Origin of the sequence: Parvibaculum sp. (genome assembly GCF_049671045.1) — a bacterium.
Lineage (GTDB): Bacteria > Pseudomonadota > Alphaproteobacteria > Parvibaculales > Parvibaculaceae > Parvibaculum.
The window spans coordinates 1-21,855 of record NZ_JBATUH010000083.1; the positions used below are offsets into that span (position 1 = coordinate 1).

Consider the following 21,855-nt stretch of genomic DNA (forward strand, 5'->3'; position numbering starts at 1 on the left):
GAGGTGGGAGCGCTGCCGCCGGATACGATCCGGGAGGCGCTGTCCGGGGGCGTGAAACGGGCGAGCGCGCTGCGCGAGAAGGCGCTGTTGCGCGCCTGCGTCCTCGCGCTCAGGGGGCGCGGCCGCACGCTCGGGCCCATCGACGGTGACCGGCTGCTCCGCTTCGGCGTTTCGGAGTGGCGCTAGGCGCCGGACATGCCCATAATTCCGCCCGAGCAATGGGAGGAGCGCCATGGGCCTTTACGAAAAATATGTCGTGCCGCACATCATCAACTGTGCGTGCGGAACGAAGCCGATCCGCTATCAGCGCAAGAAGGTCGTGCCGCTGGCGGAGGGAACGGTGCTCGAGATCGGCATCGGCACGGGCTTCAATCTTCCCTATTACGATCCGGCCAGGGTGAAGAAGGTGATCGGCCTCGACCCTTCCGAGGCGTCATGGAAGCTCGCGGGCGAGCGCGCGAAGGATCTGCCGTTCCCGGTCGAGTTCATCGGCCTGCCGGGCGAGCAGATCCCGCTCGACGACAAGAGCGTCGACACGGTGCTCGTCACATTCAGCCTGTGCACCATTCCCGATCCGGTGAAGGCGCTGGAAGGCATGCGGCGCGTGCTGAAGCCCGGCGGCAAACTCGTCTTCTGCGAGCACGGCGCGGCGCCCGATGCCGATGTTCTCAAATGGCAGAACCGCATCAACCCTGTCTGGCGGACGCTTTTCGGCGGCTGCAACCTCAACCGGCAGATGCCCTCGCTCATCGAGAGCTCGGGCTTCCGGATCACCGATCTTCAGAGCATGTATCTGCCCTCGACACCGCGCATAGCTGGCTTCAACTATTGGGGCATGGCGCAGGCGTGAAGGCGGGCGACGGCCCGGGCTCACCACCAATAGGGCGGACCGTAGCGGGGCCCCCACCAGGGCGGCGGCATGGTGTTCGCGCGGTCGATGGCGCGGGTGTTTTCCTCCTGCGCGCGGATTTCCCTGAGCTTCAGCATGCAGTTGCCGAAGGCGGGCGTATCGGGCTTGAAGCCGAGGCGCTGACATTCCTGGGCATCGGCCTGGCGCTGCGCTGCCGCGCGGGCCGCCTGTTCCTCGGGGCTCACACAGGACGCGACGAGAAGAAGGGATAGAAGCGCCAAGGATTTTCGCATTTGAGCCTCCTCTGTTCCCCTGTCGCTAAAAACCGTGAACGACGCCCACCCCTACGCCGAAATTCACATTCGGGGACCGCGCGCCTTCGTTCCTGGCACGGATTTCCCGCATCTTGAGGCGGCAATTTCCGTAGGCGTCGGTATCGGGCTTGAAGCCGAGATCGACACAGTTCTGATGATCCACGGCATCAAGGCGGGCCTTTTCGGCGGCGCTGTCGGCGCAGGCCGAGAGCGCGAGGCCGAAGCCCAGTATGCCGCCAATCCATAAAGCTCGTTTCATCGTCATGCCGGCTGCCTCCATTTCCGCTCCATATTAAATGGAAACGGGGCGAAATAGCGGCGTTCCATCCGCATTTTTTCGGGGTGGCGGAGGACGGGGCCCGGCATTTTGGCGGCAACTCATCGGTATAATCCCGGACTGGCGGCCCCGGCACGGGGACGGATAGACTTTTCCGCCTGCCCGCAATCGAGGATTGCGGGTCTGCGGCCCCGAGATTTGAGGCAGAAGCGGAGCCCATTTTGAGAGCCAAGTCGATCTGGATCGGCGGCGCCGCGGTGGCGGCGGTTGCAATTGCAGGGGCCGTATTTCTGTTTCGTCCCGCTTCCGTCGTGGTGCTGAAGCCCGAGCGCGGACCGGCCGTCGAGGCGGTCTATGCGACCGGCACGGTCGAACCCGTCGTCTATGCGCAGACGGGCTCGAAGGTCGCGGGCCGGGTTGCGGAAGTTCACGCGAAGGAAGGCGACGCGGTGAAGAAGGGCGACGTCCTCGCCGTCGTCGATCTCGCGGAAGAGACATACAATGTCGACCAGCTCAAGGCGAAGCTCGCGCTTGCCGAGCGCGATGCCAGGCGCGCGCGCACACTCAGGCGGTCGGGGAATATCAGCATCGCGGCGCTCGACCAGGCCGAGAGCGCGCTCGGGGCGGCCGATGCGGCGCTGCGCGCAGAGGAAGCCAAGCTCGAGGATCACTATATCCGCGCGCCCATAGACGGCACGCTGCTCCGCTCGGAACTGCAGCTCAAGGTCGGCGACATGGTGCAGCCGCAGCAGACGCTCTTCGTGGTCGGCGATCCGTCCGCGCTCCAGATCGACGCCGAAGTCGATGAGGAGGACATTCCGCAGGTGAAGCCGGGCCAGAAAGCGCTGATCCGCGCCGATGCCTTCAACGGCCGCGTGCTTGACGGCGAGGTGAAGGACATCACGCCCTATGGCGACCCTGTCGCGCGGACCTATCGCGTCCACATCGCGCTGCCTTCCGATACGCCGCTTCTTTCCGGCATGACGACCGAAATCAACATCATCGTGCGGGAGGAAAAACACGCGCTGCTCGTGCCCGTGGCGGCGCTCTCCGGCGGCTCGGTCTGGACCCTCGCGGAGGGGCGCGCGCATCTCGTCAAGGTCGAGATCGGCGCGGTGGGCAAGGACAAGGCCGAAGTGAAATCGGGCCTTGCGGAAGATGCGCTCGTCATCGCGACGCCGCCCGCGGGGCTATCCGAGGGTACTCGGCTTCGCGCCTCGGGGCCCTGAGGCAGATGTTCTGGCGCGTCACCCTGTCGATCGCATTCGCGCAGCTGATGAACCGGCGCCGCCAGACCCTCGTTTCCATGCTCGGCGTCGCGCTTGGCGTCGGCTTCTTCATTGCGACGTCCTCAATCATGTCGGGCTCCGAGCAGGACTTCGTGCAGCGGCTCGTGAACAACGCGCCCCACATCACGATCAAGGACGAGTTCCGCAATCCGACGACGCAGCCCGTCTTCATCGCCTTCAAGCATGGCGCGATATCGCTCGTGCGCACCAAGCCGCGCGAATATCTGCGCGGCATCAAGAATTACAGCGCCAAGGTCGATGAGCTTTCGCAGCGCCCCGGCGTCATCGCCGAAGCGGCGCTGACGGGGCAGGTGATTGTCCGCTTTGCGAACAAGGATGTGAGCGCCTCCGTTGCCGGCATCGACCCCGACAAGGAGAAATATCTGACGCAGGTCGAAAGCGACATGCGGCTGGGAAGCCTGGAGCGGCTTCGCACGACGGCCGACGGCATCGTCATCGGTACCGGCATCACGGACAAGATCGGGCTCAAGATGGACGATCTTGCGACGGTCATTTCGCCGACCGGCCTCGTCAAGCGCATGAAGGTCGTCGGGGTCTTCCATGTCGGCAATCTGCTCCTCGATACGGGGCAGGTCTATGTGCTGCTCAAGAATGCGCAGGTGCTGCTCGACAAGCCTTTCATCGCCAACCAGATCCGCATCAAGATTCCAAATCCGGACGACGCCGAAACCTTTGCCGCCCAGCTCGAGGCGCGCTGGGGCTATCGCTCGGAATCCTGGCAGGAGGTCAATCGCGACATACTCGGCCTCTTCGTCATCCGCAACGCGATCACCTATTCGATCGTGAGCGCGATCATGGTCGTTGCCGCTTTCGGCATCTTCAACATCATCTCGACCGTGGTGATGGAGAAGCGGCGCGACATCGCCATCATGATGTCGATGGGATTTCGCGCCAGGGACATCGAGGCCGTGTTTCTCATTCAGGGCGTGCTCGTCGGCCTTCTCGGCATGGCGATCGGCTGGTCGATCGGTTACGGGCTGCTGGAGCTTCTCTCCCTCGTCAAATTCAACGTGCCCGGCGTCACCGAGCGGCAGGGCTTCGTGCTCGACAGGAGCTTCCGGCCGTTCGCCATCGGCGGCGCATTTGCGCTGGCGGCTGCGATCGCGGCGGCGTGGTATCCGGCGCGCAAGGCCGCGCAGGTGCGGCCCGTCGATATCATCCGGGGGGCGGCATGAGCGGGGAGGTGCCTGTGGTGGAGATGCGCGGCGTGACGCGTATTCTCAAGGAAGTGGTGCCGGTGACGCTCGTGCGCGAGATCAATCTCGCGGTCAACCGCGGCGAGTTCGTCAGCATCACGGGGCCGTCCGGCTCCGGCAAATCGTCGCTGCTCTATCTCCTCGGCCTTCTCGACGTGCCGACCGAAGGAGAAGTCTTCATCGACGGCGAGGCGACGAGCGGGCACAGTGCCGACGCGCTGGCCGCGATCCGGCTGAGAAAGCTCGGCTTCGTCTTCCAGTTCCACTTCCTGCTGCCGGAGTTCACCGTCCTGCAAAACGTGACCTTGCCGATGCGGCGGCTCGGCACGCTCGACGAGGCGCAGATCGAGGCGCGCGGACAGCAGCTTCTCGCCGATCTCGACATAGCGGATCAGGCGAACAAGAGGCCGGACCAGCTATCGGGCGGCCAGCGCCAGCGTGTGGCCATCGCGCGGGCGCTCGCCAACGATCCGGGAATCATTCTGGCCGACGAGCCGACCGGAAATCTCGACACGAAGAACAGCGAGATCGTGCAGGATATTTTCGGTCGCCTCGTGCGTGAGCAGGGGCGGACGGTCATCGCGGTGACGCATGAAATCGCCTTCGCGTCGGCCGCAGAGCGCAACATTCATCTCGTTGATGGCAGGATCGTGAAGGACGAGCGGCGCTGAACGTGGCGCAAGAAAAATGCCGCCGGGATTTTTCTCCGCGGCGGCATTCTCTGTCGGCGGGTCAGATAACTCCGCTCCTAACGGCTCAGCTCGCGCATGGCCTTGTCCAGACCTTCGAGCGTCAGCGGATACATGCGCTCGGCGAAGATCTGCTTGATGATCTGGAGCGAGGGCGTGTGCTCCCAGTGCCGCTCGGGCACGGGGTTGAGCCAGACCGCGCTCTCATAGATCTGCGTGACGCGCTCGAGCCAGACGCCGCCCGGCTCCTCGTTCCAGTGCTCGACCGAGCCGCCCGCATAGGTGATCTCATAGGGGCTCATGCTCGCATCGCCGACGAAGATGACCTTGTAGTCGGACGGGAATTTGTGGAGCACGTCCCAGGTCGCCATCTTCTCGTTGTGGCGGCGGCGATTGTCCTTCCACACGCCTTCATAGAGGCAGTTGTGGAAGTAGAAATACTCCATGTTCTTGAATTCGGTGCGCGCCGCCGAGAACAGCTCCTCACAGAGCTTGATGTGGCTGTCCATCGACCCGCCAATGTCGAAGAAGACGAGCAGGTTGATCTTGTTGCGCCGCTCCGGGACCATCTTGATGTCGAGATAGCCGTGATGCGCGGTCGAGCGGATCGTGTCCTCGAGATCGAGCTCGGTCGGCGCGCCGTCGCGGGCGAACTTGCGCAGGCGGCGCAGCGCGACCTTGATGTTGCGCGTGCCAAGCTCGACGGAATCGTCGAGATTCTTGTATTCGCGCTTGTCCCAGACCTTCACGGCCTTGCCGTGGCGGCCTTCCTTCTGGCCGATGCGCACGCCTTCAGGGTTGTAGCCATAGGCGCCATAGGGGGAGGTACCGGCGGTGCCGATCCACTTGTTGCCGCCCTCGTGGCGCTCCTTCTGTTCCTCGAGACGCTTCTTCAGCGTCTCCATGATCTTCTCCCAGCCGCCCAGCGCCTCGATCTGCGCCTTCTCCTCCTCGGTGAGGAATTTCTCGGTGAGCTTGCGCAGCCATTCCTCGGGAATGTCGGCGGTCTGGGTGTCGCTCATGAGGTCGAGGCCCTTGAAGACATGGCCGAAGACCTGATCGAACTTGTCGAGGTTGCGTTCGTCCTTCACCAGCGAGGAACGCGAGAGGTAGTAGAAGTCCTCGACCTTGCGGTCGATGACATTGGCATCCATCGCCTCGAGCAGCATCAGATACTCGCGCAGGCTGACGGGGATGTTTGCCTTTTTCAGCTCATGAAAGAAATGGACGAACATGGGGCGCACCTTGCCGTTCGAGCGACGATCCTGCCGGTTTTCCGATCGTCATGCCGGGGCGTGCCCGGCATGACGGATGAGGAACTGTCTAGTTCCTCTCGCGACGCGCGAGGAAGGCGAGACGCTCGAAGAGGTGGACATCCTGCTCGTTCTTCAGCAGCGCGCCATGGAGCGGCGGGATGAGCTTCGAGGGGTCCTTCTCGCGCAGCGTCTCGGGCGAAATGTCCTCCGAGAGCAGCAGCTTCAGCCAGTCGATGAGCTCGGACGTCGAGGGCTTCTTCTTCAGGCCCGGCACTTCGCGGATCTCGTAGAAGATGTTGAGCGCTTCCTGCACGAGCTTGCCCTTGAGGCCCGGGAAGTGGACGTCGATGATGGCGCGCATCGTGTCTTCGTCCGGGAACTTGATGTAGTGGAAGAAGCAGCGGCGCAGGAAGGCGTCCGGCAGTTCCTTCTCGTTGTTCGAGGTAATGATGACGATGGGGCGCTGGCGGGCCTTGATCGTCTCGTTCGTCTCATAGACATAGAATTCCATCCGGTCGAGCTCCTGAAGGAGGTCGTTCGGGAATTCGATGTCGGCCTTGTCGATCTCGTCGATGAGCAGGACGGGGCGCGTGTCGCGCTCGAACGCCTCCCAGAGCTTGCCCCTGGTGATGTAGTTGCGGATGTCCTTCACGCGCTCGTCGCCGAGCTGGCTGTCGCGCAGGCGCGTCACCGCGTCATATTCGTAAAGGCCCTGATGCGCCTTGGTCGTCGACTTGATGTTCCAGGTGATCAGCTCGGCGCCGAGCGCGCTTGCGACTTCCTCCGCCAGAACCGTCTTGCCGGTGCCGGGCTCGCCCTTGATCAGAAGCGGGCGCTGAAGCGTGATCGATGCGTTGACGGCGACGCGAAGGTCCTCGGTGGCAACGTAATTCTTTGTACCTTCAAACTTCATGGATTTGGGCTTTCTCTCCGGAAGCTGCGGCCCGGGGCACGCGCTCCCTCCCGTGACAATGGCTAAACGGCACCGAAACTAGGGCCTGGGCTCCACGGGTTCAAGACAAACGCCGCCCGCCCGCCTGATCAGACCTGCAATTCGACCCGGCAAAAGCTGCCGGGCAGGGCGGTTTCTACCTGACGGGTCGTGGTTTTTATCAGGTTAACGCATTGAATTCATTGATATTTATGGCTGGCCCGCTCCTTGCTCCCTGTGGTCCGAACAGATGCGCCTCGGCGGCGCCACCGGCATGGAGACAAGGCCATGAGTTTTTTTGGGTCGATGACCACCGCGATCACGGGCATCCGCGCGCAGTCGAGCGCGCTTGGCTATATCTCGGACAATATCGCGAACAGCCAGACGACCGGCTTCAAGCGGACCGATGCGAGCTTCTATGACATCGTGACCGCGTCCTCGCCGAACTTCCACCAGCCGGGCGCCGTGGTCGCCAAGCCGAGCTACACGAACGCCGTGCAGGGCTCGGTCGATGCCTCGCAGGTCTCCACCAACATGGCGATCAATGGCGAAGGGTTCTTCATCGTCTCGCAGCGCGTCGCCACCGTGGACAGCAAGCCTGTCTTCCAGCAGGTGCCCTATTACACGCGGCGCGGCGACTTCGCGATGGACAAGAATGGCTTCCTTGTGAATGGCGGCGGCTACTATCTCCAGGGCCTGCCGATCGATCCGATGACGAACAATCCGACCGGCGACACGCCGCAGGTCATTCAGATCAACAACCAGTTCCTCGCCGCCAGGCAGTCGACGACGATCAACTACACCGCCAACCTGCCGAACTTCCCGATGACGGCGCAGGCCGCCATGATGGCGAATGCGTCGGGCTCGGAACTCCTGCAGACGGCCGCCGAGGCTGCCTCGCCGACGCCGCCCTTCGCCAACGACCCGACGGCCATTCCGCCGACGGCGACCGACGGCTTCGTGCAGGCGGCGAATGAGCAGGCTTTCCTCGACCGCTCTGTCGCGGGCGGCGCCATCACCGTCTATGACGGCCAGGGCAATCCGGTCAACGTGCAGCTCCGCTGGGTGAAGGTGAACAACACCGCAGGCGACGGCACGGGCGCGGCGGGCGATGTGTGGCAGGCGTTCTACAAGTCGGACGACAGTGCGACCGGCACCGCCGCCAAATGGACCAATATCGGCCAGTCCTATGCCTTCAACGCCTCGGGGCAGCTCAATCCGCCGGTCGACTCGACGACGATCAGCGCGCTCACCGTCAATGGCGTCAATCTCGGCAATATCACGCTGCACCATGGCCCCGGAAACATGACCCAGTTCGCCGATACGAACGGCACGGTCGCCGTGAACAGGATCGATCAGGACGGCTACGCCTCGGGCCAGCTCGTCAGCGTCGCCGTGGCCGCCAATGGCCGCATCACCGGCACCTACACGAACGGCAAGACGATCGACCTCTTCCAGGTTTCGCTCGCCAAGTTCAACAATCCGAACGCGCTTCAGAAGATGAACGGAACGGCCTTCGCCGCGACGCAGGATTCCGGTGCGCCGATCATCGGCGGCACGGGCGAAATCATCGCGCAGGCGGTCGAGGCCTCGAACGTCGATCTCGCCGACGAGTTCTCCAAGCTCATCATCGCGCAGCAGGCCTATACGGCGGGAACACGCATCATCACGACCTCGGATCAGCTGATCCAGGAAACGCTGAACATGAAGCGCTGACACGATCATCGCAGGTAACGCGTCATGAGCCTCTACACCGCCATCGGAAGCGCCATCAGCGGCCTCAATGCGAGCCAGGCCGGCCTCGATCTCGTTTCGCGCAATATCGCGAATTCGGGCACGCCCGGCTACACGCGCAAGACGCAGGTGGTGCAGAACAACATCGCGGGCGGCGAGGGCATCGGCGTCCAGCTTCTCGCCGCGACGCGCAATGTCGACCGCTTCCTGCAGCAGCAGATCCGCACGGAAGGCGCGGCCACCGCGCGGCTCAATGTCTATACGACCTTTCTCGGCCGCATCGACACCATGTTCGGCACGCCCGAGAGCAACAGCTCGATAGCGGGCTCGGTCACCGCGCTCGAAACGCGGCTCCAGGCGCTGGCGACGACGCCGGACGACCCTGCCGCGCGTCAGACCTTCCTCAACGCCGCCTCCAATCTCGCTTCACAGCTCAACAGCATGACGAAGCAGATACAGGGCATGCGGCAGGAGGCGGAACAGAACATCTCCGCCGCTGTCTCGCAGGCCAATACGCTGCTGAAGTCGGTCGCCGATCTCAACAACCAGATCGCCCAGCGGCAGGCGAGCAGCCTTTCGGTCGCCGACCTTCAGGACAAGCGCGACGCCGCCATCAACTCGCTCTCGCAGTTGATGGACCTCAAGGCGCTCGAACGCGATGACGGAACGGTGGCGCTCTTCACCGGGGGCGGCCAGCTTCTCCTCGACAAGCAGGCGGTGCAGCTCACATTCGACGCGCACCTGAACCTCGATGCGGTATCGAGCTACAATATCGATGCGAGCAAGCGCACGGTCGGCACGGTGACGCTGCAGAACGGCACGACCTCGGTCGATCTCATCGCCTCGGGCGCGTTCCGCTCCGGCTCGATCGCCGGCTATCTCGAAATGCGCGACAAGGTGCTGCCGCAGGCGCAGGCGCAGCTTGACGAGCTTGCGAGCCAGCTCGCGCTGTCGCTCTCGCAGGAGACGGTGGCGGGAACCGCGGCATCGTCGGGCCCCGCGACCGGATACAGCATCGACACGAGCACGCTTCTCTCGGGCAACACGATCAACCTCACCTATACGGACACGCCCGCCGGAACGAAGCACAACGTCACCATCGTCAAGGTCATGGACCCCTCGGCGCTGCCGCTCTCGAACATGGCGACGAGCGATCCGAACGATGTGGTGATCGGGATCAATTTCAATCAGCCGATGGCGGGGGTCGTCGCCGACATACAGGCGGCGCTGCCGGCCTCTGTCGCGGTGTCGAACCCCGGCGGCACGACGCTGAGCTTCCTCGATGACGGCGCGGCGGGAACCTCCGACGTCAACGTCGTCAGCGCGACCGTCACGCCGGCCTCGCTCGCCGATGCGGGGACGGGACTTCCGCTCTTCGTCGATGGCACGGCGCAGCGTCCCTATTCGGGCAGTTTCGACAATCCGCCGCAGATCACGGGCTTTGCGGGGCGCATCGCCGTCAACAAGGCGGTGCTCGCGGATGATACGAGCCTCGTCATCTATCAGACGAGCCCGCAGACGCTGATCGGCGACGATACGCGGCCCAACGATCTCCTGCGCCGTCTGACGGATGGGAGCCGCCTCTATTCGGCATCGACGGGCATCGGCAGCGCGACGACGCCCTTTGCCGGCTCGCTCGACAGCTTCGCGCGCCGCATCGTCTCGTTCCAGTCGTCGCAGGCCGCGAACGCCTCGAGCGATGCCCAGGCGCAGCAGATCGTCTCGAACACGCTCGAGGACAAGTTCAACAGCGATACGGGCGTCAATATCGACACCGAGATGTCGAACCTCATCATGCTGCAAAACACCTATGCAGCGAATGCCCGCGTCATCACGACGATCCAGAACCTCTTTCAGGTTCTGATGAGCATCGGAAAGTAACGTCATGCAGATCTCGTCATATGCGCAGTCGGCGACCATGCGGAGCAATCTGTCGCAGATCCAGACGCAGCTTGCCGATCTCCAGCGCCAGCTCGCCTCGGGGCGGAAGGCCGACAGCTTCGGCAAGCTCGGCGATGCGCGCAATCTCGTGCTCGCGCTCAACAATCAGGTGTCGCAGTCGAACAGCTATCTCGACACGATCAACATGACGCAGACGCGCATCAAGGCGAGCTCCGATGCACTGACGCGCGTCGATCAGATCGCTTCGGAAATGAAGACGGGCGGGCTGACGAGCCAGTTCAACCTGACGGGAACCGGGCAGACGAGCCTCCAGACCAATGCCGGCATGCGGCTCGGAGAGCTTGTCGATCTTCTCAATCTGAGCGTCGCGGACCGCAGGCTTTTCGGCGGCAAGGACACGCAGACGGAACCCGTCGAGACGGCCGACCTCATCCTCAATGGCGATACGAGCCGGGCGGGGCTGAAGCAGGTCATCGCCGAGAGGGCGGCGGCCGATCTCGGCGACGGGCGCGGGCGCCTCACGCTTTCCTCGCCGACGCCGACAAGCGTTTCGCTGGCCGAAGACGCAGCGTCGAGCCCCTTCGGTTTCAAGTTCGCGGCCGTCAGCTCCACGCTCAATGGCGCCACGGTGACGGGGCCCGCGGGCACGCCGGCCGCGCTCGATATTGATTTCGGCGCATCCCTGCCGAGCGAAGGCGATGCGATCTCGATGGATTTCATGCTGCCCGACGGGACGAAGACGACGGTGACGCTCACCGCGACCGCGGAAAACCCGCCTGGCAAGGGGCAGTTCACCGTGGGGCCGGACGCCACGGCGACGGCGGCGAACTTCAGGACCGCGCTCGATACGGCCCTTCAGGGCGAGGCGCAGACGACGCTGAAGGCGGCCTCGGCCGTGCAGGCCGGCAACGACTTCTTCTCCAACCCGCCCATGCGCGTGACGGGCCCGGCATTCGCCACCGCGACGGCGATGCAGGCCGGCACGCCTGCCGATACGGTCTTCTGGTACAAGGGCGATACGAGCGGCACGGCGGGAAACAATTTCATCGCCACCATCGGCGACGGCTCGCAGATCGCCTATGGCGCCCGGGCCGACCAGAGCGCGCTGCGCACGGTCGTGCAGAGCACGGCGGTTCTCGCCGCCGTGTCCTACAGCGCGACGGACGCCAATGCGCCTGCTTCCTACAGCGCGCTGACGCAGCGCACCTCGGGCGCGCTCGCCTTCAACAACACGCAATCGGTGCAGAGCATCGTGACCGATCTCGGTCTCAAATCCTCGACGCTCGACACGTCGAAGAAAAATCTCCAGACGCAGATTTCGACGAGCCAGACGCTGCTCGACAACACGCAGAACGCCGATCCCTTTACTGTGGCGACGCAGCTCACGACGCTCGTCACGCAGCTCCAGGCGAGCTATCAGGTGACCTCGACGCTCTCGAAGCTGTCGCTGGTCAATTATCTCTGAGGGGCGCATTGAAAATCGTCATGCCCCGGAGCGATCCGGACATGACGATCGGGGGATGAGCGCCCAAAAGGAAAAGGACCCGCATTGCGGGTCCTTTTTCGATTCCGGCTCGCTCCGTCCGCGGCTCTCTCCGTCCGAGGCTCAGGCCGAGCGCTGGAGGAGGCCCGCCGCGATCTGACGATTGATGTTGATGAAGCTGTCGAGGCGTTCGGGCGCCGGATTGGCCTGCACGTCGATCGTATGCTTCAGAATGAAGATGGCGAGATTGGCGATGTTCTGACGGATCTCGCGCGGCATGGGATGGTCTTCCTCGGTGACGGCCGTCGCAAAGACCGTCCAGAGCCGGCGATTGTAGAGCAGGGCGGGCTGAAGCTCGCCCTTGGCGGCCGTCTCCCAGTTGTCCTTGATCCGCTGAAACTGGCTCGCGGCCTTCAGGAGCACGGATGCCTCGAACTCGCGAGGATCGACGGCGCTCTTGGCGACTGCGGCGTAGGCCTCATGCGGTCTTGACATTCGATATTAGCTCCCGCTCGTACTCGATCAGTTTTCGAGTTTCCTTGAGAGCTTTATACAACTGCCCGGTTAAGATTTTATTGTTGATGTTATCGAGCATGGGGCCGGTGCTCGGCGCGGCCTGGAGGACGTCCCGAACGAGCTGGAAGTAGAGCTCGTGGTGCTGTATCGGATCGGTCGAGAGATACATCATCTGCAGCACGAGATAGATTTTCTTGCAGGGCGTATCCGCCTCGTCGAGGCGCAGGATGTCCTTCTCCCTCAGGATCGGCGCGTCCCCCTCGATGAAGAGGCGCGTGCGCTGATCGTCATTGGTGATGATGCTGTCGCCGAGGATGAAGCGCTCGCCGGGCTTGAGTTCGACTTTCAGGGCCATGGGGTTCGTCCAAACCGCAAGTGATTCCCGCATGCGGGACTGATCGCAGATTACCCTATCCGGGCCTTGCCCCAAATGAAACGGCGGGGACTTTCGTCCCCGCCGTCCCGTCCGGTATCGCGCGGTCCTTCGGTGTTAGCCGAGGATTCGCGTGATGCTCTGCTGCGCCTGGTTCGACAGCGAGAGGGCGGTCGTCGCCAGAGACTGGCGCGTCTGGAGGGCGAGAAGGTTCGCGCCTTCCTCGTTGGTGTCGGCAAGCGTCAGGCCGGCGGCGCCCGTCTGCAGCGTGTTGATCAGGTTCTTCGTGAAGTCCTGACGGTTCTGCACGACGGCGAGGTTCGAACCGAAGGTCGAAGCCTGCGTACGCAGCGAGGTCGTGGCGCTGTCGAGCTTGTTGGTGACAGCCTTGACCGCCGAGTCGGTCGAGAAGTCCGTCTGCGCCGCGAGGCCGAGGCCGGCAGCCGAGAAGTTGACGCTCTGGATGTCGAGCTTCGAGGTCTGCTTCTCGTTGAAGTTCACGGTCAGCGTGGCGCCGCTCTGCAGCAGGTTGACGCCGTTGAAGCTGGAGTCAGCGGCAAGCTGGTCGATCTGCGTGAGCAGGTCGTTGTACTGCTGGACGAACTTTGAGCGGCTCGTGCCGTTGTCGATCTTGGCATCGCCGCCGAAGAGTTCGGTTGCAGCTGCGCCCGAGAAGCTGACCGCATCGCCGCTGGCGACAGAAACCTTGAGCGACGTGCCCGAGGTGCTGACGGTGAGGCCCGTGACCTTGCCCGAGAGGGCGGCCTGGAGCGCACCGGCGCTGGTGATGTTCGTCGAAAGCGAGATCGAGGTCGTGGTGTTGCCGACCTTGATGTCGAGCGACTTGGCGTTACCCGAGCCCGAGAAGTCCTTGGCGGTGACGGCCTGCGAGCCCGTGTTCGCCGCAACGGTCGTCTGGAGCGCCTGGTTGGCAACCGACTTCGCCTGAGCGACGAGCTTCGTGATGCCGTCGATGCCCTTGCTGGCGGCGTTCACCGTCTGCACGGCGAGGCCCATGGCGTCCTGGAGCGTCGAAAGATCGGAAGCGCGGTTGTTGAGGCCCTGCGCCGTGAAATAGGAGTTCGGGTTGTCGACGGCGGTGTTGACCTTGAGGCCGGTCGCGAGACGGTTGTTCGTCTGCGACATCATATCTGCCGTGCTCTGAAGGGCCAGCAGGTTCTGGCGGACGGCAGCCGAAAGAGTGATACCGGACATAGTGTTTCCTTTCCTAGGAACATTTAGATCAGCTCATCCTGAGCTCGGACGCGATCATGCTCCGCGAGGAATTAATGCCCGGTAAAATGCGCTCCAAATTTTTCTAAAGAGGGAAGAGGTCGCGAATCCTGAAACGAAACGGGGCCCTCCAGGGGCCCCGTTCGTCGCGATGCTGATTCGTGTGCTGTATCAGAAGAGCTTGAGAATGCTCTGCTGCGACTGGTTGGCGATCGAGAGCGCCGAGATGCCGAGCTGCTGGCGGGTCTGGAGCGCGAGAAGGTTTGCGCCTTCCTCGTTCGTGTCCGCGAGCGTCAGTCCCGCGGCACCCGTCTGCAGCGTGTTGATGATGTGCTTGGTGAAGTCTTGGCGGGACTGCACGACCGACAGGCTCGACGCGAAGGACGTGGATGTGGTCCGCAGCGTCTGCGTGGCCCGATCGTCCGCAGCCTGAACGGCCTTGAGGCTCTCGTTGTCGGCGAAGTCGGCATAGGTGATCCTGTTCAGGCCGAGGCCCGTCGAGGACATGTTCGTGCCGGCGACATTGAGTTTGGACGTCTGGTGCTCGTTGAAGTTGACGAGCAGATTGCTGCCGGACTGAAGCAGGTTGATGCCGTTGAAGCTCGCATCCTGCGCCAGCTGGTCGATCTGGTCGAGCAGGGCGTTGTAGTCGTCAACCTGCTTGTTGCGGTTGGTGCCGTTCGAGGCGTTGATGGGCGTGCTCGCGGTGCCGATCACCTGGCCGATGGCCGTGCCGGAGATCACCAGCTTGTCGCCCGAGGGCACGGAGAACTTGATCGCGCCGCCGCTGGTGCTGACGTTGAGGCCGGAAACCTGACCGGAGAGGGCAGTCTTCAGATCGCCTGCGCTGGTGATGTTCGAGTTCAGCGTCACCGTGATGGCCGACTGACTGCCGACCTTGATGACGAGCGTGGCGGATGCGCCGCTGAAATCGTGCGCCGTGACCGCTTCGCTGCCCGTCGTCGCCTGCACGGTGGTCTGCAGCGCCTGGGTCGCGGTGGCCTTGGCCTGCTGCACGAGCTTCTGGATCGCGTCGATGCCCTGGCTTGCCGCGTTCAGCGTCTGAACGGCGAGACCCATCGAGTCGAGCAGCGTGCTCAGATCGGAAGCGCGGTTGTTGAGGCCCTGCGCCGTGAAGAAGGACTGGGGATTGTCGATCGCGGTGTTGACCTTGAGGCCGGTCGCAACGCGCTGTTGCGTCTGGTCCAAGAGCGCTGCCGTGTTCTGCATGCTCAGCAGATTCGATCGCATCGCACCAGAAAGAACCACATCAGCCATTTTAGTTACCCTCCGGGGTTTCGCCGGTGTGTTCCAACCCGGCCCGAGTGCCATACTGAAAATTAATGCTTAATTTCACGTAAACGTTCCGCGCTTCGGCACAGTTTGCCGTTTCGGGCATGGCACCCGCTGGCGCTGGATCTGTCTTCCTTCTGCGGAACATTTATCTGGCTCCTTGCGTATGAACGCACTACTGCGCATATGGATCGCAAGGGGCATGCCAGATGAAAAACCAAGCAAAATCAATGGCTTGGGTTTTGGCTAGTATGGTAAACGCGGCAGGCCGTGCCGGGGGCGGGAAAGATTTGCCGAGGCGGATTTCGCCGGGGCGGGGCTCACCACGCGGGGCTCACCCACGCGGTGCTTCGGCCGGAGGGTCCGGGGGCGGCCGCGCGGGAGCAGCTTGCGCGAGGCTTCAGCCGCGCGCGGCGAGAAGGGTGCGGATGTCGGCGAGAATGCCGCGCGTGAGGGCTTCGCGATCGAATCCGGGCATGACGGAGTGGATGCGGAGCGTCGGGTGCCAGGGGAGGCGGCCCGTGCCGAGCTGCATGGGGTGAGCCGTCGGCATGTAGATCACGCCCGGCACGCCGAGCGCGCCGGCCATTTCGGTCGCCGCGTTCCAAAGGCCCGTCACGAGGTCGAGTTCGGCCGTGAGCGCCGCGGTTCCGTCGAGATCGTCATGCGTGTCGAGGCCGGGCATCTGGTGGATCGTGACGCCGAGCTTTTCCGCGAGGTCGCGGATCTCCTCCTCGGGTTCGCCGAACTGGAGATTGACGATCTTCGCGCCTTCGATCTCCTCGAGCTTCGCCCAGTCGCCGGGCTCGGTCGCGACGATGTTGCGGACCGGATTGCGCAGGCCCGAACGCCAGGTGAGGCCGATCTTGGGGCCGTCGCCGAGGCTTGCGAGCCAGTCGCGGGCGCGGGCGCGCTTTTCCGGATCGGCGACGAGCGGACGGCATGCCGCGGGGAAGGCATCGAGCCTGCGGCGGCGGAGCGAGGCGAGAATGCCGGCGGGCGCCGTCACATCGAAATCGACGTGATGGCAGGTGTGAGGGGCGGGCAGGCCGGTGGCCGTGCCGGTTTCGGCGCGCACCGTCGCCTGCGGCCATGTGCGCTGATAGAGCGGCACGAGGCGCTCGACCGTCTCGATGATGACGTGGCCGGCCTCCTCGATGATTTCGTGGAAGCAGGTGGAGAAGCGCAGATCGTCGCCGATGCCCTGCTCGCGCCAGATCATGATGGTCTTGCCCTTGAGGCTCTCTCCCTGCCAGAGAAGGCCGGGGAAGGGGCGATAGGGCTGGCGCTGGCCGCTGGCAAAGCCATAGCCGTAAATATCCCATCCCTCCTCGATGCGGCCGATGGCCAGCAGGCAGAGCGACAGGTTCCAGAGCATGGCGTCGTCGGTGGGGCGAAGCTCGAGGCCCCTCCGATAGGCTTCGATCGCCTCGGAGGGCCTGAAGGCCGTCTGCAGGGCCGAGCCCAGATTGTTGTAGGCCTGGAAGAGATCGGGCTTCAGCGAAACCGCCTGATAGGCGGCGCCGATCGCCTCTTCGAGCATCGCCTCGTCGGTGAGGATGTTGCCGAGATTGCTGTAGGCTTCGGCGAAGTCGGGCCTGGCCTCGATCGCCTTGCTGAAGAGATCGACGGCGCGCTGCGTTTCGCCCATGTCGCGGGCGAGGTTCGCGAAGCTGAAAAGTATGTCGTGATCGGATGGCGCAAGCTCGTGCGCGCGCTCGAAGGCTTGGAGCGCGTCTTCCTTGTGGCCGATCTCCGTGAGGACCGTCGCCTGATGATAAGCGACGAGGGGGTCTGCCGGCGCGAGCTTCACGGCGCGCTGCATTGCGGCGGCGGCCTCGTCCTTGCGCCCGAGCGCCGCCAGCGTCTTGCCGCGGCCGCGATGGATGCGCGGATCGTGCGAGGCGATGGGCAGGAGGCTCTCATATATGGCGAGCGCGCCCGCATGGTCGCCCAGAAGGTCGGAAAGGAGGCGCGCCTGCTCGATGCGGGATTCCTTGTCCGCCGGGTTCAGGCGCGCGGCCCGGTCATAATGAAAGATGGCGAGATGGTTTTCGCCCTTGAGCGCATAGAGCCGTCCGAGATCGGCATGCGCTTCGGCGAAATTCGGATCCTGCTCGACCGCGCGGCGGATGAATTCGATGGCCTGATCGCCGCATTTGTTCGAAATGCAGAGCTGGCCCATGAGGCGCAGCGCGCCGGGATGGCGGGGATTGGCGAGGAGGGCGGTGCGGTAGCGGGCTTCGGCTTCTTCCAGCTTGCCCTGGCGATGGAGCGTGGCGCCGATGTCGAGTTCCCGCTCGATGGGGGTGGTCCTGGCCGGCTTCAACCTTGCGGATTTCGACATTCTCTTTTGCCCCCTCATGCCCACGCTCTTACTCAACTAGTCTCAAATCGTGGTTAGCGAACGGTTAATGACCGGACGCGAACCCCGAAGGCGCACCTCAGACGCGGGCGTCGAGGGCGATGGCCGCGCCATGCGCCTGGCCGGGGGCGGGGCGGGCGACGGCGGCGTCGCGCCCATAGCCGAGGACCGGTGCCTTGCGCTCGTTCATCGCCTCGGCGACGGATTTGAGAATTCGTTCGGACACTGATCGGGCGGCCGACAGCGCCAGCGCATTCGTGCGCAGCGCGTCCTCGAGCTTCCGCATTGCGGATTTGAGGCGGGCCACCTGCTCGGAGGGTGCCCGGTCGATCAGCCCGTGATTGAGGGTGATGGCCTGCACATCCATCGCGTAATGATTGGCGAGGCTCGTCTTCTGCGCCTGCAGCTCGGCAATCCTGTGCGCCTCGCGCGCCTCGATGAAGGCGGTTTCGCGCTCGACCACATCGCTCAGCTCGCAAGTGACCGAGAGCATGCGCTCGACAAGAGCCGAGGGGGAAAGCTCATTGGCCGCGGCGCGGCGGGGCTCGCTCATCTGCCATGCTCCTGAAGTTTGAGAATTTCGCTATAGACCTGGTCGGCGATGCCGATGCCGCCTGCGCGCGCCATCTGCTTGCCATATTCATCGACCATCAGGGAGCGGAAGACGTTTTCGCCCTGTCCGCCGCCGAAGGGGCCATCGGTCTTGATGCCCTCGAACATGGTCTGAAACATGACCGAGACGAAGGACGCCTCGAAATCCTGCGCCGCGGCCCAGGCGCGCTCGTCGCGGCGCGCGGGCGCGGCGTTGGTCTGCGCCTGCACGAAGGCGGAAGGGGCGGGCGCGGCGGCGGCGATGTTCATCACATCACCGAGATTTCGGCCTGGAGGGCGCCGGCGGACTTGATCGCCTGAAGGATGGTGATCATGTCGCGCGGCGTGACGCCCAGCGCGTTGAGGCCGTCCACCAGCTCCTTGAGGCTGATGCTGCCATCGACAAAGGCGAGCTTGCGGCCCTTGCTTTCCTCGACATTGACGCTGGTGCGTGGCACGACGGTCGTCTGGCCCGTATTGGAGAAGGGAGCGGGCTGGCTCACCTGCGGCGTCTCGTTGACGCTGATCGTGAGATTGCCCTGCGCGATCGCGACGCGGCTCACGCGCACATCCTCGCCCATGACGATCACGCCCGAAGCCTCGTCGATGACGACGCGCGCGGGAAGATCGGGCTCGACGCGAAGCTGCTCGATGTCCGTCAGGAGGCTGACGACATTGCCGGAATAGCTGGGCGGCACGGTGAGCTGAACGGTGGTCGGATTGTTCGCATTCGCCGCCGGCTGGCCGAGAAAGGTGTTGATCGCGCCGGCCACGCGCTCGGCGGTGGTGAGGTCGGGATTGCGAAGCGAAAGGCGCAGCGAGTTCAGATTTGCCAGCTTGAATTCGATTTCGCGCTCGACGATGGCGCCATTGGCGATGCGGCTGTTGGTCGGCACGCCGCGCACGATGGACGCGGCCTCGCCCTTGGCGGAGAAGCCGCCCGTCGCCACCGAGCCCTGCGCGACGGCATAGACCTGGCCATCCGCGCCCATGAGCGGCGTGACGAGAAGAACGCCGCCCTGAAGGTTGGTCGCGTCGCCAAGCGCGCTCACGGTCACGTCGATGCGCGAGCCCTGCGGCGCGAAGGGCGGGAGATTTGCCGTGACCATCACGGCGGCGACATTGGCGGTCTTGAGCTGCGAGCCGCGCGTGTTGACGCCGAGGCGTTCGAGCATGGCGGTGAGGCTCTGCTGCGTGAAAGGCGCGTTGCGGAGCGTGTCGCCCGTTCCGTTGAGGCCGACGACGAGGCCATAGCCCACGAGGAGGTTGTCGCGGATGCCCTCGACATCGACGATGTCCTTGATGCGCGACGCCGCGTCCGCGTTGACGGGCAGCGCGAAGGCGAGAAGGCACGCCAGCGCAAGAAGCTTCGCGATGGAGCGGAAGGAAAGGGCGATGGGCCTGAACATGAGCTGACCGTCTGACACCTGGGACTACGGCCCCTGCCTAGCGAAAGCCATGCCATGCCCGCCTGTTTCGCAGGTCATTGAAAATATTGATATATTTCCGGCCGCCATTCGCGCGGGCGGCGGCAGATCGGGCGGCGGGAGGCACCTCCTTCCGGCATGGCGGCAAAATCTGCCGGGGGCTCGCTCATGCTTAACGCCGCATTAAGGATGCCGGCCACATGCTGGCGCTGGAGCATTTTCCGGATCTGCTCCGGAGGGCATGGGAATGAAAATCGGCAATACGCGGCAACTGGGTCAGACGGCGGGCAAGCGCCCGGCCTCGATGCGGGGCGGTTCGGGCTTTGCCCTGGACGGCGCGGAAGAGGGCCGGGGGATCGCGGGGCTTGCGGGCATCGCATCTCTCGCGGCGGTCGATTCACTTCTCGCGCTTCAGGGAGCGGACGACGCGCTCTCCTCGCCCCGGCGTGCCATTCAGCGCGGCGAGCAGATGCTCGACATGCTCGACGACATCAAGGTGGCGCTGCTTGCGGGGCAGGTTCCGCAATCGAAGCTGCAGCGGCTGCTGAAGGCCGTCGAGGGCGAGCAGACCCGGGCAGGCGATCCAAGGCTGGCGGAAATTCTCGACCATATCGAGCTGAGGGCACGGGTCGAGCTGGCGAAGTTCGGCACCTTCCCCAAGGGCTGAGCCAGCGCGGCCATTGCCTCTCCCGCCCGCTTGCGGGAAGAAAATTACTTATAATTCATAAGGTTAACGTACTTTTTTCCAGCTTTCGTTAGCTGTTGAGAATCGTGGACCCTCTCCCTATACTCCGGCCCGTTTCAAGCCGTGTGCGTCAGGAGAGATCACCGCGAATGGTTGTCCGCCTACCCAAGGGCTATACGCCGTCCGAGGACGAGCCGTTCATGAACAAACGGCAGCGTGAATATTTTCGCCGCAAGCTGGAGAAGTGGAAGGAAGACATCCTCCACGAGAATCGCGAGACGCTCCAGCACCTGCAGGAAGAAACGGTTCAGCATCCCGATCTTGCGGACCGCGCTTCCACCGAGACCGAACGCTCCCTCGAACTCAGAACCCGCGATCGCCAGCGCAAGCTCATCGCCAAGATCGACGCGGCGCTGCGCCGGATCGAGGAGGGGACTTACGGCTATTGCGAGGAGACGGGCGAGCCGATCAGCCTGAAGCGGCTCGACGCGCGCCCCATCGCAACCCTTTCGATCGAGGCGCAGGAGCGCCATGAAAGGCGCGAAAAGGTCTATCGCGACGATTGAGACGCGCCTTCAGCGTCCCCCAGCAACGAAAACGCGGCCCCGCTGGAGCCGCGTTTTGGTTTTCGGCACATGCCGGTTTCGGCCGGGCGGAACCTAGAACGGCATGATGATGTCGTAGAGCTGCTGGCCGTAGCGCGCCTGCTGCACATCGGTGATCTGGCCGCGCCCGCCATAGGAGATGCGCGCCTCGGCGATCTGGGTGTGCTGGATCGTGTTGATGTTCGAGATGTCCTCGGGCCGAACGATGCCGCTGATGAGAAGCTCGCGCACCTCGAAATTCACGCGCACTTCCTGACGGCCCTCGATGACGAGATTGCCGTTCGGCAGAACCTGCGTGACGACGGCGGCGACGGTGAGATCGACGCTTTCCTTGCGGTTGACGGAGCCTGCGCCCGCCGCCGCGCTCTTGCTCGTCGCATCGACGAGGCTCGTCGGATCGACGGCATCGGGCAGCACGTTCTTCAGCTTCGTCTCGACGCCGAGAAATTTCGGTAGGGCGGCATTCTCGGAATTGGCGCGCGAGCGCTGGGTCGAATTGTCGACCTTGGCGCTGTCGGCGATGTTGATGAGGACGGTAAGAATGTCGCCGACCTTCGCGGCGCGCTGGTCGCGAAAGAAGGCGCGCGAGCCGGAGCGCCAGAGCGAATTGGGCTGATAGGACACCTGCTCGGGCGCGGGCATCGGCATGGTCACGGGACGGTAGCCGGGTGTCGTCGTCGGATTGGCGATGGGCGCGAGCGCGGGCGCCGCGCCGATATTGTCGATGCGGTCGATCGCGCCGCATCCGGCAAGCGATGCGGAGAGCGCGATGGCGGCGGCGAGGCGGGAAATCCCTGTACGAACGAACATTTTGAACCTCATGAA

General features: G+C 63.9%; 23 protein-coding genes. 10 read left to right on the forward strand and 13 right to left on the reverse strand.

The genetic code is table 11. The features are described 5' to 3' along the window. Positions 1-186: hypothetical protein (locus tag WBG82_RS09705; RefSeq protein ID WP_424424280.1), on the forward strand; the 186-nt coding region annotated here is incomplete at its 5' end. Positions 187-232: 46 nt separating this feature from the next. Next, a complete protein-coding gene (locus WBG82_RS09710; RefSeq protein ID WP_424424283.1) occupies positions 233-850 on the forward strand; it encodes a class I SAM-dependent methyltransferase in 618 nt (205 codons plus the stop codon). 20 nt (positions 851-870) lie between these two features. Here the strand turns inward: WBG82_RS09710 and WBG82_RS09715 are convergent, their stop codons facing one another. Both WBG82_RS09715 and WBG82_RS09720 read right to left on the reverse strand, forming a co-directional pair. Further along, positions 871-1,143 carry a hypothetical protein gene (locus tag WBG82_RS09715; protein ID WP_424424286.1) on the reverse strand — a complete coding sequence of 91 codons (273 nt, stop codon included), beginning with the start codon at positions 1,141-1,143 and terminating at the stop codon, positions 871-873. A 25-nt stretch (positions 1,144-1,168) separates the two neighbouring features. Then, positions 1,169-1,429 (reverse strand): hypothetical protein, encoded by a 261-nt coding sequence (locus WBG82_RS09720; RefSeq protein WP_424424288.1) that lies wholly within the window; start codon positions 1,427-1,429, stop codon positions 1,169-1,171. Between the two features lie 233 nt (positions 1,430-1,662). Here WBG82_RS09720 and WBG82_RS09725 point away from each other — a divergent pair, with 233 nt between their 5' ends. From WBG82_RS09725 to WBG82_RS09735, 3 genes are read left to right on the forward strand one after another with little or no spacing between them, the layout of a single operon-like run. Continuing rightward, positions 1,663-2,670 (forward strand): efflux RND transporter periplasmic adaptor subunit, encoded by a 1,008-nt coding sequence (locus WBG82_RS09725; RefSeq protein ID WP_424424290.1) that lies wholly within the window; start codon positions 1,663-1,665, stop codon positions 2,668-2,670. Between the two features lie 5 nt (positions 2,671-2,675). Beyond that, the gene (locus WBG82_RS09730; protein ID WP_424424292.1) at positions 2,676-3,926 is read left to right on the forward strand and encodes an ABC transporter permease; all 1,251 of its coding nucleotides are present in this window, start codon (positions 2,676-2,678) and stop codon (positions 3,924-3,926) included. After that, complete coding sequence (locus WBG82_RS09735) at positions 3,923-4,618, forward strand: ABC transporter ATP-binding protein (protein ID WP_424424294.1); 696 nt, start codon at positions 3,923-3,925, stop codon at positions 4,616-4,618. The genes WBG82_RS09730 and WBG82_RS09735 overlap by 4 nt, the downstream gene beginning before the upstream one ends. 77 nt (positions 4,619-4,695) lie before the next feature. On the opposite strand, the gene WBG82_RS09740 is transcribed toward WBG82_RS09735, so the two are convergent. Continuing rightward, positions 4,696-5,871, reverse strand: a complete 1,176-nt coding sequence (locus WBG82_RS09740; protein ID WP_424424296.1) for a vWA domain-containing protein — start codon at positions 5,869-5,871, stop codon at positions 4,696-4,698. 88 nt (positions 5,872-5,959) lie between these two features. Beyond that, complete coding sequence (locus WBG82_RS09745) at positions 5,960-6,805, reverse strand: MoxR family ATPase (RefSeq protein ID WP_324297684.1); 846 nt, start codon at positions 6,803-6,805, stop codon at positions 5,960-5,962. 306 nt (positions 6,806-7,111) lie between these two features. Here WBG82_RS09745 and WBG82_RS09750 point away from each other — a divergent pair, with 306 nt between their 5' ends. Genes WBG82_RS09750 through WBG82_RS09760 form a run of 3 tightly spaced genes read left to right on the forward strand, consistent with a single transcriptional unit; the run spans position 7,112 to position 11,924 of the window. Continuing rightward, the gene (locus tag WBG82_RS09750; protein ID WP_424424300.1) at positions 7,112-8,539 is read left to right on the forward strand and encodes a flagellar hook protein FlgE; all 1,428 of its coding nucleotides are present in this window, start codon (positions 7,112-7,114) and stop codon (positions 8,537-8,539) included. 24 nt (positions 8,540-8,563) lie between these two features. Continuing rightward, positions 8,564-10,438, forward strand: a complete 1,875-nt coding sequence (gene flgK, locus WBG82_RS09755) for a flagellar hook-associated protein FlgK (RefSeq protein WP_424424303.1) — start codon at positions 8,564-8,566, stop codon at positions 10,436-10,438. Between the two features lie 4 nt (positions 10,439-10,442). Beyond that, positions 10,443-11,924: a flagellin gene (locus WBG82_RS09760; RefSeq protein ID WP_424424305.1), complete on the forward strand. Its 1,482-nt coding sequence runs from the start codon at positions 10,443-10,445 to the stop codon at positions 11,922-11,924. 141 nt (positions 11,925-12,065) lie between these two features. Here WBG82_RS09760 and flaF read toward each other — a convergent pair whose 3' ends face one another. From flaF to WBG82_RS09800, 8 genes are all read right to left on the reverse strand, one after another. Next, the gene (flaF, locus tag WBG82_RS09765) at positions 12,066-12,437 is read right to left on the reverse strand and encodes a flagellar biosynthesis regulator FlaF (protein WP_424424307.1); all 372 of its coding nucleotides are present in this window, start codon (positions 12,435-12,437) and stop codon (positions 12,066-12,068) included. Further along, positions 12,421-12,813 (reverse strand): flagellar biosynthesis repressor FlbT, encoded by a 393-nt coding sequence (gene flbT, locus WBG82_RS09770; RefSeq protein WP_424424310.1) that lies wholly within the window; start codon positions 12,811-12,813, stop codon positions 12,421-12,423. The genes flaF and flbT overlap by 17 nt, the downstream gene beginning before the upstream one ends. Before the next feature lie 135 nt (positions 12,814-12,948). Then, complete coding sequence (locus WBG82_RS09775; RefSeq protein WP_424424312.1) at positions 12,949-14,046, reverse strand: flagellin; 1,098 nt, start codon at positions 14,044-14,046, stop codon at positions 12,949-12,951. Positions 14,047-14,235: 189 nt separating this feature from the next. Next, positions 14,236-15,342, reverse strand: coding sequence for a flagellin (locus WBG82_RS09780; protein WP_424424315.1), 1,107 nt, complete (start codon positions 15,340-15,342; stop codon positions 14,236-14,238). A gap of 415 nt (positions 15,343-15,757) precedes the next feature. Then, entirely contained in the window at positions 15,758-17,704 is a 1,947-nt protein-coding gene (locus WBG82_RS09785) for a tetratricopeptide repeat protein (RefSeq protein ID WP_424424317.1), read from the reverse strand. A 97-nt stretch (positions 17,705-17,801) separates the two neighbouring features. Next, positions 17,802-18,275, reverse strand: a complete 474-nt coding sequence (locus tag WBG82_RS09790; RefSeq protein WP_424424320.1) for a hypothetical protein — start codon at positions 18,273-18,275, stop codon at positions 17,802-17,804. Next, positions 18,272-18,583: a rod-binding protein gene (locus WBG82_RS09795; RefSeq protein ID WP_424424322.1), complete on the reverse strand. Its 312-nt coding sequence runs from the start codon at positions 18,581-18,583 to the stop codon at positions 18,272-18,274. Before WBG82_RS09795 ends, WBG82_RS09790 begins: the two co-directional genes overlap by 4 nt. Beyond that, positions 18,583-19,722 carry a flagellar basal body P-ring protein FlgI gene (locus WBG82_RS09800; RefSeq protein ID WP_424424343.1) on the reverse strand — a complete coding sequence of 380 codons (1,140 nt, stop codon included), beginning with the start codon at positions 19,720-19,722 and terminating at the stop codon, positions 18,583-18,585. Before WBG82_RS09800 ends, WBG82_RS09795 begins: the two co-directional genes overlap by 1 nt. A gap of 265 nt (positions 19,723-19,987) precedes the next feature. Here WBG82_RS09800 and WBG82_RS09805 point away from each other — a divergent pair, with 265 nt between their 5' ends. Together WBG82_RS09805 and dksA are read left to right on the forward strand one after the other, a co-directional pair. Then, positions 19,988-20,407 (forward strand): flagellar assembly protein FliX, encoded by a 420-nt coding sequence (locus WBG82_RS09805; protein ID WP_424424324.1) that lies wholly within the window; start codon positions 19,988-19,990, stop codon positions 20,405-20,407. A gap of 167 nt (positions 20,408-20,574) precedes the next feature. Then, positions 20,575-20,991 carry an RNA polymerase-binding protein DksA gene (gene dksA / locus WBG82_RS09810; RefSeq protein ID WP_324297657.1) on the forward strand — a complete coding sequence of 139 codons (417 nt, stop codon included), beginning with the start codon at positions 20,575-20,577 and terminating at the stop codon, positions 20,989-20,991. A 93-nt stretch (positions 20,992-21,084) separates the two neighbouring features. On the opposite strand, the gene flgH is transcribed toward dksA, so the two are convergent. Further along, a complete protein-coding gene (flgH, locus tag WBG82_RS09815) occupies positions 21,085-21,840 on the reverse strand; it encodes a flagellar basal body L-ring protein FlgH (RefSeq protein ID WP_424424327.1) in 756 nt (251 codons plus the stop codon). Positions 21,841-21,855: the final 15 nt, after the last annotated feature.

Bases quoted from the DNA above. Each gene is read 5' to 3' on its own strand.
- WBG82_RS09715 (WP_424424286.1), bottom strand. From the start codon at position 1,143: ATGCGAAAATCCTTGGCGCTTCTATCCCTTCTTCTCGTCGCGTCCTGT.
- WBG82_RS09790 (WP_424424320.1), bottom strand. From the start codon at position 18,275: ATGAGCGAGCCCCGCCGCGCCGCGGCCAATGAGCTTTCCCCCTCGGCT.
- WBG82_RS09785 (WP_424424317.1), bottom strand. From the start codon at position 17,704: ATGTCGAAATCCGCAAGGTTGAAGCCGGCCAGGACCACCCCCATCGAG.
- WBG82_RS09720 (WP_424424288.1), bottom strand. From the start codon at position 1,429: ATGACGATGAAACGAGCTTTATGGATTGGCGGCATACTGGGCTTCGGC.
- WBG82_RS09740 (WP_424424296.1), bottom strand. From the start codon at position 5,871: ATGTTCGTCCATTTCTTTCATGAGCTGAAAAAGGCAAACATCCCCGTC.
- WBG82_RS09780 (WP_424424315.1), bottom strand. From the start codon at position 15,342: ATGGCTGATGTGGTTCTTTCTGGTGCGATGCGATCGAATCTGCTGAGC.
- WBG82_RS09750 (WP_424424300.1), top strand. From the start codon at position 7,112: ATGAGTTTTTTTGGGTCGATGACCACCGCGATCACGGGCATCCGCGCG.
- WBG82_RS09735 (WP_424424294.1), top strand. From the start codon at position 3,923: ATGAGCGGGGAGGTGCCTGTGGTGGAGATGCGCGGCGTGACGCGTATT.
- WBG82_RS09760 (WP_424424305.1), top strand. From the start codon at position 10,443: ATGCAGATCTCGTCATATGCGCAGTCGGCGACCATGCGGAGCAATCTG.
- flbT (WP_424424310.1), bottom strand. From the start codon at position 12,813: ATGGCCCTGAAAGTCGAACTCAAGCCCGGCGAGCGCTTCATCCTCGGC.
- WBG82_RS09775 (WP_424424312.1), bottom strand. From the start codon at position 14,046: ATGTCCGGTATCACTCTTTCGGCTGCCGTCCGCCAGAACCTGCTGGCC.
- flaF (WP_424424307.1), bottom strand. From the start codon at position 12,437: ATGTCAAGACCGCATGAGGCCTACGCCGCAGTCGCCAAGAGCGCCGTC.
- WBG82_RS09805 (WP_424424324.1), top strand. From the start codon at position 19,988: ATGAAAATCGGCAATACGCGGCAACTGGGTCAGACGGCGGGCAAGCGC.
- WBG82_RS09730 (WP_424424292.1), top strand. From the start codon at position 2,676: ATGTTCTGGCGCGTCACCCTGTCGATCGCATTCGCGCAGCTGATGAAC.
- flgK (WP_424424303.1), top strand. From the start codon at position 8,564: ATGAGCCTCTACACCGCCATCGGAAGCGCCATCAGCGGCCTCAATGCG.
- WBG82_RS09745 (WP_324297684.1), bottom strand. From the start codon at position 6,805: ATGAAGTTTGAAGGTACAAAGAATTACGTTGCCACCGAGGACCTTCGC.
- dksA (WP_324297657.1), top strand. From the start codon at position 20,575: ATGGTTGTCCGCCTACCCAAGGGCTATACGCCGTCCGAGGACGAGCCG.
- WBG82_RS09795 (WP_424424322.1), bottom strand. From the start codon at position 18,583: ATGAACATCGCCGCCGCCGCGCCCGCCCCTTCCGCCTTCGTGCAGGCG.
- WBG82_RS09800 (WP_424424343.1), bottom strand. From the start codon at position 19,722: ATGTTCAGGCCCATCGCCCTTTCCTTCCGCTCCATCGCGAAGCTTCTT.
- WBG82_RS09710 (WP_424424283.1), top strand. From the start codon at position 233: ATGGGCCTTTACGAAAAATATGTCGTGCCGCACATCATCAACTGTGCG.
- flgH (WP_424424327.1), bottom strand. From the start codon at position 21,840: ATGTTCGTTCGTACAGGGATTTCCCGCCTCGCCGCCGCCATCGCGCTC.